Raw genomic sequence first — 13753 nt, forward strand, 5'->3', positions numbered from 1 at the left:
AAAGCCACGGGATGATAACAGAACTGCACAACGGCAGGTATTTAGCCGTACAATGGCTATTAAGGAACTTATCCAATTAATCTAAGTTAAAATTAATTAAACAATTATATTGAAAAAATTTATTTTTACTATTAATCTGTTTTTTAATTTTTAGTTAAAGAATTAATTTTATAAATTAAGTTCTAAAAGCTATAGGTAATATTTACTAAGAATAGAGATATAGAGAATTTTAGGTAGCAGGAGGGGATTTGATTTGTGATATTATTAATCTGCTTAAAGAAGATTTAAATAAAGCAGATATAGAAAATGAGATATATATGCGTCTTAAAGAACCTTATTCTGTTTTAAAAAAGATGAAAAGGAAAGAAGTGCCGATTGATGCATTGAAAGACTTAATTGCATGTAGGATTATAGTTAAATCTAAAGCTCTATGCTATAATGCTTTGGACGTAGTTAAGAGTTCTCCGCATTTAGATTGGTTATACACCAAAGATTATATCAATAGACCAAAAAGTAACGGCTATCAGTCTCTTCATAATATAATGCAGCTTTTACACTCTAAACGTAATTTTGAAATACAGATAAGAAGTGAAAATATGCATAAAGATGCCGAGCTTGGTAGAGCAGCTCATTTAAATTATAAAGAAGCACAAGACCGTCATTTGCAAAAAGTTTTTGACGTTACTAATGACACGATACTTTCTAAAGCACGTCAAATGGTGAAACAATTTGAAGGATTCGAAGAGCAAATTGTAGAATATGAAAAAGAAATTATGCGTATTTGGCATACTAAATACGACGCAATGCTAAAATGGGCAAATACTGCTGAAGTGCTAATATTTAACAAAGATTAGGGGGATAATTAGTTCGTCATTCCGTGACTTGACCACGGGATCCAGTGCTTGGTGTCATACTGCGAGCTTGTAGCGGTATCCATCTAAAAAAATCAAAAATGTATACTTAATTAAGTTATTTTTTTTGGATCCCGCGGTCAAGCCACGGGATGACACTGATAAGGCATAACGCCAATGTGGTAAAAATATAACATTTATTAAAACTTTATAAAAAAACTATAGCGATGCTTGTAATTATATACAATATATAGTATGCTACAGCTCGTAGTTTAGAAACTATTGAAACAAAATATTAGGTTATTTCCTTATCAAATGTGGGATATCTTGACTCACGTTTGATTGTTTTAATACTAGGTACTAAATTTTAACTTAAATATAGGACAAAAATTATGGCTCAAAAACCAAATTTTCTAAAAAAATTAATTTCCGCAGGGTTGGTAACTGCTTCTACAGCTACCATAGTAGCCAGTTTTGCAGGTTCAGCTATGGGTGCTGCTATACAGCAGAATAGAACAACAAACGCAAATGCTACAACTGTTGATGGTGCGGGATTTGACCAAACTGCAGTTCCTGCAAATGTTGCAGTTCCTCTAAATGCAGTTATTACTGCTAATGTTCATAAGGGTATTAATTTAAATACTCCAGCCGGTAGTTTTAACGGTTTGTTTTTAAATACTGCAAACAATTTAGCAGTGACAGTGAGTGAAGATACTACCTTAGGGTTCATCACTCATGTTGTTAATAACGCTAACTTCTTTAACCTTACGCTTAATGCCGGTAAAACTCTTACTATAACAGGTCAAGGTATTACTAATGTACAAGCTGCTGCTACAAAAAATGCTCAAAATGTTGTTGTACAAGTTAATAATGGTGCTGCTATTGAAAATAATGATCTTCAAGGTGTAGGAACAATAGACTTCGGTGCTGCGGCTTCTACATTAGTATTTAATTTAGCAAATCCTACAACTCAAAAAGCTCCTCTTATACTTGGAGATAATGCTGTAATAGTTAATGGTGCTAACGGTACATTAAATGTTACTAATGGATTTATTAAAGTTTCAAGTAAAAGTTTTGCTACTGTTAATGCAATTAATATCGGTGACGGTCAAGGTATCATATTCAATACTGATGCTAATAATGCTAATGCTTTAAATTTACAAGCAGGTGGTACTACTATTAATTTTAATGGAACAGACGGTACGGGTAGATTAGTATTAGTAAGTAAGAATGCTGCTGCTACCGACTTTAACGTTACAGGAAGTTTAGGCGGTAATCTAAAAGGTATTATTGAATTTAACACTGTTGCAGTAGACGGTCAACTTAAAGCTAATGCAGGCCCTGCTAATGCAGTAATAGGTACTAATAATGGCGCAGGTAGAGCTGCAGGATTTGTTGTTAGCGTAGATAATGGTAAGGTAGCAACAATCGATGGACAAGTTTATGCTAAAGACATGGTTATACAAAGTGCTAATGCAGTTGGACAAGTAAATTTTAGACACATAGTTGACGTTGGTACAGACGGTACTACTGCCTTTAAAACAGCAGCTTCTAAAGTTGCAATAACCCAAAACTCAAACTTTGGTACTACTGATTTCGGTAATCTTGCAGCACAGATTACAGTTCCTAATACTATGACCCTTAAAGGTAATTTTACAGGTGATGCTAGCAATCCCGGTAACACTGCAGGTGTGATAACTTTTGATGCTAACGGTACTTTAGCAAGTGCTAGTGCAGATGCAAATGTTGCGGTGACAAATAATATTACAGCAATTGAAGCATCAGGTGCCGGAGTTGTCCAATTATCAGGAACACATGCTGCCGAGTTACGTTTAGGAAATGCCGGTTCTGTCTTTAAACTTGCTGACGGTACAGTTATAAACGGTAAAGTTAACCAAACTGCTCTTGTCGCCGGTGCTCTTGCAGCCGGTACTATTACCTTAGACGGTAGTGCTACAATTACCGGCGATATAGGGAACGCTGGCGGTGCTGCTGCGTTACAAGGCATTACTTTAGCTAACGATGCTACAAAAACATTAACACTTGGTGGAGCAAATATTATCGGTGCTAATGGTGGAACGATTGATTTCCAAGCTAACGGTGGTACTATTAAATTCACAAGCACTCAAGATAATATTGTAGTTCATTTTGATTTAGATATAATTACTGATCAAACAGGCGTTGTTGATGCGAGTAGCCTAACAAATGCTCAAACTTTAACTATGAACGGTAAAATCGGTACTATTGGAGCTAATAATAAAACTCTTGGACAATTTAATATTGGCTCAAGTAAAACAGCTTTAAGTGACGGTGATGTTGCTATTAATGAGTTAGTTATTGGAAATAACGGTGCAGTACAATTCGCTCATAATACTTATTTAATAACAAGAATTACAAATGCTGCCGGTCAAGGTAAAATAATATTTAATCCTGTTGTAAATAATAATACAACTCTTGCAGCCGGTACAAATTTAGGTAGTGCTACAAATCCACTTGCAGAAATTAATTTTGGATCTAAAGGGGTTAATGTTGATACTGTATTAAATGTTGGTGAAGGTGTAAATTTATATGCTACTAATATTACTACTACCGATGCTAACGTAGGTTCTTTCATCTTTAATGCCGGTGGAACAAATATAGTAAGCGGTACAGTCGGTGGACAGCAAGGTAATAAGTTTAATACTGTAGCATTAGATAACGGTACTACTGTTAAGTTCTTAGGTAATGCAACATTTAACGGTAACACTACAATTGCAGCTAATTCTACCTTACAAATCGGTGGTAACTATACTGCAGACTTTGTTGCATCTGCCGATGGTACCGGTATAGTAGAATTCGTTAACACCGATCCTATTACCGTAACATTAAACAAACAAGCTGCACCTGTTAATGCTTTAAAACAAATAACGGTTTCTGGTCCCGGTAACGTAGTGATTAATGAGATAGGTAATGCAGGTAATTATCATGGTGCCGTGACTGATACGATTGCTTTTGAAAATTCAAGTTTAGGTACAGTTGTATTTTTACCTAGAGGCATTCCATTCAATGATGCAGGCAACATAATTCCTTTAACAATTAAAAGTACCGTAGGTAATAAAACAGCTACAGGTTTTGATGTTCCTAGCGTGATTGTTTTAGGTGTTGATAGTGTCATCGCTGACGGTCAAGTAATCGGTGATCAAAATAATATCGTAGGTCTAGGTCTTGGAAGCGATAACGATATAATCGTTAATGCTACTACATTATATGCAGGTATCGGTACTATAAACAATAATCAAGGTACTGTCACACTTAGCGGTGGTATTCCTAATACCCCTGGTACAGTTTATGGCTTAGGCACAGGTATTGGTGCTTCAAAGTTCAAGCAAGTAACGTTTACTACAGACTATAACAATTTAGGTAATATTATTGCAACTAACGCAACAATTAATGACGGTGTAACTGTTACTACAGGCGGTATAGCCGGAATAGGTTTTGACGGTAAAATTACTCTTGGAAGTGTTAACGGTAACGGTAATGTAAGATTTGTTGACGGTATATTGTCTAATTCTACAAGTATGATTGGTACTACTAAAGCTAATAATGGTACTGTAACTTATTTAGGTAATGCATTCGTCGGTAATATAGGTGATTCAGATACCCCTGTAGCTTCTGTTAGATTTACAGGTAGTGATGGTGGTGCAGGATTACAAGGAAATATTTATTCACAAGTCATAGACTTTGGTACTTATAACTTAGGTATTTTAAATTCTAATGTAATTTTAGGCGGCGGTACTACTGCTATTAACGGTAAAATCAATCTTCTTACAAATACTTTAACATTTGCAAGTGGTACTTCAACATGGGGAAACAATACTTCTATTGAAACTACTTTAACATTAGCAAACGGTAATATAGGTAACATCGTTATTTTGGAAGGTGCGCAAGTTAATGCAACAACCACAGGAACTACAACCATTAAAGTACAAGATAATGCCAATGCAAATTTCAGTGGTACACAAACTTATACTTTAATCCAAGGTGGTGCTAGATTTAATGGTACTTTAGGAGGTCCCAACTTTGTTGTAACCGGAAGTAATCGTTTCGTAAATTACGGTTTAATACGTGCTGCTAACCAAGATTATGTAATAACACGTACTAACAATGCAGAAAACGTAGTTACTAATGATATCGCAAATAGTCCGTTTGGAGGTGCACCGGGTGTAGGTCAGAACGTTACAACATTTGTAAATGCAACTAATACTGCAGCATATAATAATCTTCTTTTAGCTAAAAATAGTGCTAATGCTGCTAATTTTGTTGGAGCTATCGTTACCGATACAAGTGCGGCCATAACTAATGCACAATTAGATGTAGCTAAAGGTATCCAAGATCAACTTGGTAACAGATTAGGTGCTCTTAGATATTTAGGTACTCCTGAAACTGCTGAAATGGCTGGACCTGAAGCTGGAGCAATACCGGCTGCGGTTGCTGCAGGTGACGAGGCTGTTGATAATGTAGCTTACGGTATATGGGCAAAACCTTTCTATACTGATGCACATCAAAGTAAGCAAGGTGGTTTAGCTGGTTATAAAGCTAAAACCACCGGTGTCGTAATCGGTTTAGATACGCTAGCTAACGATAACTTAATGATCGGTGCTGCTATTGGTATCACTAAAACTGATATAAAACACCAAGATTATAAGAAAGGTGATAAAACCGACGTTAACGGTTTCTCATTCTCTCTATATGGTGCCCAGCAGCTTGTTAAGAACTTCTTTGCTCAAGGTAGTGCAATATTTAGCTTAAACCAAGTGAAGAACAAAAGTCAGCGTTACTTCTTCGATGCTAACGGTAATATGAGCAAGCAAATTGCTGCCGGTCATTACGATAACATGACATTCGGTGGTAACTTAACAGTCGGTTATGATTACAATGCAATGCAAGGTGTGTTAGTAACTCCAATGGCAGGACTTAGCTACTTAAAGTCTTCTGACGAAAACTACAAAGAAACCGGTACAACAGTTGCAAACAAGCAAGTTAACAGCAAATTTAGCGATAGAACCGATTTAATAGTAGGTGCTAAAGTAGCCGGCAGTACTATGAACATAACTGATCTTGCGGTATATCCGGAAGTTCACGCTTTTGTGGTTCACAAAGTAACCGGTAGATTATCTAAAACTCAGTCTGTATTAGACGGACAAGTTACTCCGTGTATCAGCCAGCCTGACAGAACCGCTAAAACATCTTATAATTTAGGTTTAAGTGCAAGCATAAGATCTGATGCTAAGATGGAGTACGGAATTGGTTACGATGCTCAGATTTCAAGTAAATATACTGCACATCAAGGTACTCTAAAAGTCCGTGTAAACTTCTAATCGCTCCCGATTAGCTGGTTTATAAGTTCCTCAAGAAAAAAGCCCTCTTTGAAAAAAGGGGGGCTTTGTTTGTTCTCTCTTCCCGCCTACATGCCTTGTTGCATGGCTCAAAACCTATTACATTCCCGCGTAGGCAGGGATCCAGAAAAAAACGAGATAAATCAAGCTTTTAATTTTACAAACTTATTGTGTATAATCTTTAAATTACTGGAGTCCCGCTTTCGCGGGAAGGACATAAACGAGCCATACAACAACCCTCCGCCTATGCGAGAATGACATCACCTACTTTTCCACCCCGTGCAATACCTTCACTAACCTCAAATTTTATTGACTTCTAGTCGAAAAGATATAAATTTTTACAGCTAAGAATTTAAAATTAATAAATATTATGAAAAAAATATATATTAGTGATTATTATGCTTCTAATAAGCGGCAGTATATTTGCTCAAAGTCAAATATCCAATTTAGTTGTATCGGTTAGCTATTTTATAAATCATGTATCCCAATTGGAAAAACTAAAGGAAAATCTTAATAAATATAAGCAATCTAGTGTAGTAGGGGTAAGCGGTATGGGTAAAACGCAGCTTGCTAGAATGTACGCTTATGAAAATAAAGATAACTATAACATAATTTGGTTGATTGATTGTAATCTAAATATAGAGCCGCAATTACTCAAATTATCTAAAACTATTAATACCGAGGTAAAATCATCGGTGATTTCAGAAGATATGGCAGTGATGAAGAAAGATTTAATGGTTTATCTAGTAAGTAAGGATAAATGGTTATTGGTGTTTGATAATTTAGAAATAGGCGAGAATAAGAAAATAGAGGATTTTATTAATTGGGAGTATAAAGGTAATATTATATTTTGTATCCAAGACGATGAATTATTATCTAACATAATCAAAGCAAACGCTTTCACTAAGCCGGAAGCTGCATTACTTGCAACAAATATATTGGAAAATAAAAATCTGGAATTAATAAATTGTTTGACTCAAGCATTTGGAGGTTATCCGATTCTCATAGTTCAAGGAGCACAAATATTAAATCCAATACAAGGTTTTAACTTAGAGAAATACAAGAAAAAGATAAAAGCCTCTAAGGATAAAATTGAGCTAAATATAAAACTTGTTAGCAATGAATTAAAGCCTAGTGCCAAGAGATTACTAGATGGGATAGCATTGCTTAATAATCAAAGTGTTTCAAAAGAATTATTAAATTCTATGCCTAAAAGTTTAGTAAAGGGGCGTATTTTTAGAAATGCTAAAACTATATCGGATTAATTACAAAAAATGCAGAAAAATACGATATATCAATATATAAAATTTTAGAGTTATAAATTTATTAATACAATATGCTAATTCTTCCGATTTATATAACTCAAAAAAAGTAGTAAATTGGTTTGATAAAAACGATCAAAAAGGTAAATTTAAATTATGGACAATGAATAATGAAGAAAAATTTGCTTATGCTGCATATTTAGGACGCATAGGGTGGTATTATAGAACCTGGTCAGATCCTAAAAAGCAATTGAATAGATACGAAAGCTAAGCAGGTATTTGATGAAGTGAAAGTATATGATTCCATAAAATGTAATGTAGTTTTCGGGTCGGCTATATCCAATATTCAGCTAGGAAATCTAGAAGAAGCAGAAAAAAATATCCAAATGATGGAATTTATTTCTTACCGGTTCATATCTCATTAAATGAGATGTATTAAATAATCTTAAGAAACATCAGGAAGCTCTTTCTTTATTAGAATAAGTATATGATATGAATAAGTCGAGTAAAAAAAAAGAGGAAAATCAAGTATTTGGACGAATTTTTACCCAAAAATCAAGAGCAAAACTAGGTTTAGGTGATGTTACCGAAGCTCTAGAATAAAAAAGCTAAAGCAATTTTTCTTAATGATCCAACTAGACCTAACAAAGAGATTATTATATCACCGGATATAGATTTGGCAAAAACGTTTGTTGCTGAAGGGGATGCACTAGTGTTACTTAATCAAAATGAGGAGGCGGTAGATACTTATGCTACTGCTGAAAATATATATTGGAATAATTATAAAGAAAAATATGAAAAATGTGTATGAAATAAGTAATATGTATTTTGCAGCCGCTAAAGCTAGTTGTACTTTACCTAAGAAATTTTGGTATGAAAAATTCCGTAATAATCAGATAGAACAATTCGGTGCTGATCATCCGAATAGTATTAAAATTTTAAACCTTAAATGTGATGGTTCAAATTAGCTAGAATTTTTTCTGATTAGTGCAATAAAAAAACCGGACGCGGTAAGAATAATTCCAAGCCAAATAAAGCTTATCGTTGGCTTGTAATATATTTTAGCATGGATTATATCGCCGTCTATATTACTTAAAACTGCGTAAAGATCATATAATAAGTAAGAGTATATATCACTTTCTTGCGATAAACTCTTTTCAACTATATAAAGTCTATTTTCCGGCTTTAATATAGTTATATTACGGCTATTATCCTCAAGCCAAAATTCAGCGATTTGTCTATAATAATTTTTACCTTGAGCAAACTTAATATTTTGCAATGTTACTTTAAATTCGTTAAATGTTTTACTTGTTCCTACTCTGCCGGTAAAATCCATTTCACTTTGTAATAATGTATTCATAGTAATACTAAAACTAATTAGTGCAAAACCGAAATGCCCAAGGATCATACTAGCGTTACTTGCTTTAAGTCTATTTCTACAATAATTAGTTTTAACCAAAAGATAATGAATATTATGAAGCATAAGAAATATAGATGCGATTATAGTTAAAATCGATATAACACTAAATGTTACTTTTAATGATATTAAATAAGTAATTATTAGAGATAATATTAGAATTATAATATGTTTTTTAATAGAGCTTCTGGTAGTAAATAATCCTATGGTACCAAGAATAGGGATAACGAATATAATAAAATTATTAATAAAAAATGTTTCACTAATAATAATAGATTTATCGTCGAATAAAGAGTAAATTGGTGGATAAAGTGTGGCAGCTATTAGCACAATAAGGCTAAGAAGGAGGAATATATTACCGAGGAGTATGGAGTTTCCACAATGCGTCATTGCGAAGCCACGAAAGTGGCTGTGGCAATCTCGGTTAGCTTCCTGAGATTGCTTCGTCAATGTTAATGCATTTCCTCGCAATGATGTGGTAGTATACCACCCAATACTACCAATCCCCATAATCAAAAATATTCCAAGCAAGTATATTCCTCTCTCAGGTGAGAATGCAAAAGAGTGAATTGAGGTAATAAAACCGGAACGTACTAAAAAAGCACTAAATATTACTAATAAAAAAGTAATGATGGATAAAATTACTGTCCAGTTTTGCATACGTCTGGTTTTTGTTGTTACAATTATAGAATGATGGAGCATAATTCCGGATAACCAAGGAAATAGTGAAATATTTTCTACCGGATCAAAAAACCAAAATCCGCCCCAGCCGAGTTCTCTATATGCCCACCAAGAACCAAGGCTAATTCCTATGGTAGTAAATAAGATACCGATATTGGAAAATGTTTTGAGCAGTCTTATGTCATTAATGGATTCCCGCTTTCGCGGGAATGACATAAGTGGGTATGAGAATGACATAGAGGCACAAACAATAGTAAACGGTACTACATAGCTAACATAGCCTAAATAAAGCAGAGGAGGATGGATGCTCAAAGCAATATCTTGTAGCATCGGGTTTAAGCCTAACCCTTCTTTAGGAACGAAAGAAAACACGTTAAAAGGATTGGAGGTAAAGTAAATAAAGCTGCTAAAAAATAATTGTATGGCTGATAGAATAATAATAGATAAAAATTTAAGACGGTTATCTTCAAGTAAAAATATATAACAGCAACTAACGATTTGTAATAAACAAAACCATAATAACATTGAGCCTTCGTGGCTCGACCAACTACCGGCTATTTTATATATTAAAGGTTTTAAAGTACTGGAATTTAAGAAAACATTTTGTAGTGAAAAGTCAGAGATAATAAAAGCATAGACTAGGGTAAAAAAGGCAAGTATAGTACATGAGGCAGCTATGTAGAAGGGGCAAGTAATGAGGTAGTTGTCATTCCCGCGAAAGCGGCAATCCAGTCTATAAAGTAGAGATTTTTTATGGATTCCCGCTTTCGCAGGAATGACATAAAAGACAAAAGACAAACCGATAACCGACAAGTACATCGTTGTTAGTAGTAAAAAATTACCGATTTCACTCACTGCTTATTGTTGCCTCGGTAGTAGGTAATACGGTAATTTTTACGCTATCAATCTTATTGGCAATTTTCTTTAAAATAATTACCTTTAAATTAAATATTTCAATTACTTCCCCTTGATTTGGAATTCTAGCAATTTTATGGATTATTAATCCTGCTATAGTGTTTGCATCTTCATCCGATAAATTCCAATCAAGTTCTCGGTTAATATCTCTAATAGTCGTAGTTCCTTTTATAATGAACTCGGTATTAGACTTCTTGATAATTTCATTATTAAGTCTATCATGTTCATCAGTAATGGGTCCTACGATTTCTTCTATAACATCTTCAAGAGTAATAATACCTAGTAGAGTACCATACTCATCTACAACACAAGCAAAATGATTATTACGTTCTCTAAATGCATGTAGCTGGTCTACTACAAGTGCATTCTCAGGGATAAACCAAGGTGGGGTTAGAAGTTTATTAATATCAACTTTTTTTGCATCATTATTATTTTCGTATAATGCTTTAAGCAAATCTTTTAGATTGAGAATCCCTATTATATTATCTCTATTATCTTGCCACAAAGGTATACGTGTATGAGCACCCGATAATAAAGTTTTAATTATCACTTCATGAGGTAGGTCGATATTAAGGGCTATAATACTACTTCTGTGAGTCATAATTTCCGATACCGTCATATTACGTATATCTAATATCCCGCCGAGCATATTACGATCAGATTTATAAACTCCGCCTTCTTGATGGTAATGCTCAATCACGCCTCTTACTTCTTCCGTTCCTGATATTTGAGGATTTAAATTAATACGAAATATGAAGCAAAATATTTTTGTAATGTAATCAAGAGCAATATTAATAGGTTTGAAAAGCTTTAAAAATATTACAATAGTTGAAGCCATTTTTAATGCTAATTGTTCAGGTTTAGCAACGGCTATTGCTTTCGGTACTACTTCGGCAAAAACAATAATTATAAAAGCCATAACGCCGGAAGCAACAATGGGTCCATTATCTCCAAGAAAGCTAATAAAGAGAGTAGTAGCAATAGTGGTACAAACAGTATTGATTAAACTATTACCTATTAATAAAGTTCCTATGACCTTTTCTTTTTTTTTAAGAACCTCTAAAATTGTTTTAGCACGCTTATTACCGGCGATTTTAAGCTTATGAATCTTCCCTGGGGAAGAAGCGGTAATAGCAGTTTCGGTAGCGGCAAATAAAGCAGATAAGGCGATCATTATTATAATAACGATCACAAGTATGGTAGTCATTCTTTGTTAAAATATAAATTAACTATAAGTAATTATATTAGTAATTATAGATTTTGCCTAATGTTTTTTTGTTATCAACGACTCCTTTCAGTATCTTGTGTTTTTCGGCTGTTAATAAGATTGTGAAATTTGTTATTTGTAGATGATGTCTTGCGTGATTCGTGTCCAATCGCTATTGCTTGTTGCTGTATTAATAATGTATTAGCTTGAGCTTTCCTTAAATTTATACCTTGGTCTTTAGATTCTTCAGTAGTTAGAATTTTTTGCCCTTTAGAGAGTTTGATCGCACTATCGCATACGAACACTCCGCAATCATATACATTTTCTTGTTGCTTGGTATTTAGGTCTGTTATTTTTGCATCGGGATAAATTTCGGTAATATATTCTGTTACTTTTGGTCGAGATTCCAATGGCTCACCATAGGGATCATTATACATAAAGTTTATATTACCTTTATCATCTTTACTAGCCATTAAGAGTAACCAATGTTTATGTCCTGTATTTAGTGGTATAATTGCAGGCTTATTATCTAGTATTAAATCCTCTACTGTAACACGAAGAGTATCTTTTAGTATTTCCGGCTCTTCTAAAGAGGCATGATGAAATATAGAGAACATATTCTTATCTATATTTGCTTCCAATATATTTTTTATATCATCTTCAGTGTATAAATAAGTAGGTTGTTTTATATTTCCTGTATTATAAACACCAACTTGATCTTCAGTATTTATAACCAGTGATGATTTTTTTTCAGGTATCTGCTGTTTTGGCTCTATTACTGGTGTGGCTAATTGTTGTCCTGCTTTTAGAGATTCCTTATACATTTCCTGTGGAATTCCTAATTTTTCCCATGGTTTTTGATTATTAGCGGGAGCTTGCTGTTGCGGTGGATTTATAGAAGATGCAACAGTGGTTAGTGGTTCTTCTGTTATTGTCGGCTTTGCTTCCGTAGTTGGAGTTGTTGATTCGTGAGTTTTAGGTTCTTCTTTTTTGCCGAATATTGCTTCTTTAAAACTAGTGATTATATCTTTAAAATAGTTAAAAATTCTTTTAAAAAAACCTTGCGGTTGTGGTTGGTTTGCTTTTGGAGGTTCATATGATATTGTTTGTTCTACTTGTATATCCTTAGGTCTATCATTCATAACTTTCTTTGTATTAATAAACTTAAAGTCAATAGGATTTACCTCAGTTTTACTTAAATCTTTTTGAAATTGCCTAGATATTTGTGATACATATTTTTTTAAGTTTTCAGCAGCATTATTTGCATCTTTTAAGATTTCATTAATTTCGAGTTTCAATCCGTAAATTTGATCTTCAGAGGTAATACCGAATTTAGCAGTGATAAGATTTGTTGCTTCGTCTGCAGAAAGAGGCCAAGTTTCTATAATCACTCTACCGCCTTGATTTTTAGCGTTTTTTATTATTTTATCTAGCTTTTCTTTATCAGGTATTGTACCGGAAAGTAATTGATCAATTTTACGATCAGATACAAGATTGTTAAAAACAGATGTTACTAAACTTATATCCGTAATTGTAATGGCTTTATCTTTTGGTACTATACCATCGGCTATAGATAAATTTTGATCTGCTTCATTTGTAAAAAAAACATGATCAACTTTTTTCATAATTTGCTTCCAATAAGCTTCTAGTTCAGAATTTTGGGGTAATGAATTATATTGATCAAAAGTAATAGTAGTTTTTATATTTAAATTTTGTAAATTAATTAAATCTTGTACCGTAAAAATGGGTTGTATATTATTGTTATTAAGTTGAATATTAAAAATCGGTGTTTTGCCCTTTTTGTGGGATTCTTGTAAGATCTCCGAAAAAATACGTTCTTTATCGGATATATGTGATGCTTTATTAACTTCTAGCCGGATAATAGGCAGTTTATTTTGAGTTTCCTGCTTGTTTATTGTCTCTAATATCCGATCTTCATCTCCAAGTAAAAGAGTAAATATAATAGGCTCAGCCATTACTAACCTTTATTAAAAGAATATTGGGTTCTGTGAAAATTTCTAATTGATTTGCTATTTTAAGATATT

General features: G+C 33.5%; 9 protein-coding genes. 6 read left to right on the forward strand and 3 right to left on the reverse strand.

Annotation, left to right across the window (positions count from 1 at the left end; translation table 11 throughout):
• Positions 1–248: 248 nt before the first annotated feature.
• The 6 genes from RSIB_RS06375 to RSIB_RS09205 all read left to right on the forward strand — a co-directional run bounded on the left by RSIB_RS06375 (position 249) and on the right by RSIB_RS09205 (position 8456).
• Positions 249–854, forward strand: coding sequence for an HD domain-containing protein (locus tag RSIB_RS06375; protein WP_016728328.1), 606 nt, complete (start codon positions 249–251; stop codon positions 852–854).
• Between the two features lie 389 nt (positions 855–1243).
• Positions 1244–6208, forward strand: a complete 4965-nt coding sequence (gene ompB / locus RSIB_RS01505; protein ID WP_004997611.1) for an outer membrane protein OmpB — start codon at positions 1244–1246, stop codon at positions 6206–6208.
• A 416-nt stretch (positions 6209–6624) separates the two neighbouring features.
• Positions 6625–7491 (forward strand): hypothetical protein, encoded by an 867-nt coding sequence (locus tag RSIB_RS01500; protein WP_032850881.1) that lies wholly within the window; start codon positions 6625–6627, stop codon positions 7489–7491.
• Positions 7492–7775: 284 nt separating this feature from the next.
• Positions 7776–7913 (forward strand): hypothetical protein, encoded by a 138-nt coding sequence (locus RSIB_RS09200; RefSeq protein ID WP_167316970.1) that lies wholly within the window; start codon positions 7776–7778, stop codon positions 7911–7913.
• 251 nt (positions 7914–8164) lie between these two features.
• Complete coding sequence (locus RSIB_RS10255; protein ID WP_004997620.1) at positions 8165–8299, forward strand: hypothetical protein; 135 nt, start codon at positions 8165–8167, stop codon at positions 8297–8299.
• Positions 8283–8456, forward strand: coding sequence for a hypothetical protein (locus RSIB_RS09205; protein WP_016728323.1), 174 nt, complete (start codon positions 8283–8285; stop codon positions 8454–8456). Before RSIB_RS10255 ends, RSIB_RS09205 begins: the two co-directional genes overlap by 17 nt.
• On the opposite strand, the gene RSIB_RS01495 is transcribed toward RSIB_RS09205, so the two are convergent.
• The 3 genes from RSIB_RS01495 to RSIB_RS01485 all read right to left on the reverse strand — a co-directional run bounded on the left by RSIB_RS01495 (position 8453) and on the right by RSIB_RS01485 (position 13684).
• Entirely contained in the window at positions 8453–10441 is a 1989-nt protein-coding gene (locus RSIB_RS01495) for a heme lyase CcmF/NrfE family subunit (protein ID WP_081440483.1), read from the reverse strand. The genes RSIB_RS09205 and RSIB_RS01495 overlap by 4 nt on opposite strands.
• Entirely contained in the window at positions 10434–11708 is a 1275-nt protein-coding gene (locus tag RSIB_RS01490) for an HlyC/CorC family transporter (RefSeq protein ID WP_004997632.1), read from the reverse strand. The genes RSIB_RS01495 and RSIB_RS01490 overlap by 8 nt, the downstream gene beginning before the upstream one ends.
• A gap of 74 nt (positions 11709–11782) precedes the next feature.
• Positions 11783–13684 (reverse strand): Ulp1 family isopeptidase, encoded by a 1902-nt coding sequence (locus RSIB_RS01485; protein ID WP_004997633.1) that lies wholly within the window; start codon positions 13682–13684, stop codon positions 11783–11785.
• Between the last annotated feature and the right edge of the window lie 69 nt (positions 13685–13753).

The sequence above is a fragment of the Rickettsia sibirica 246 genome, from assembly GCF_000166935.1.
In the GTDB taxonomy this organism is placed as follows: Bacteria; Pseudomonadota; Alphaproteobacteria; order Rickettsiales; family Rickettsiaceae; genus Rickettsia; species Rickettsia rickettsii.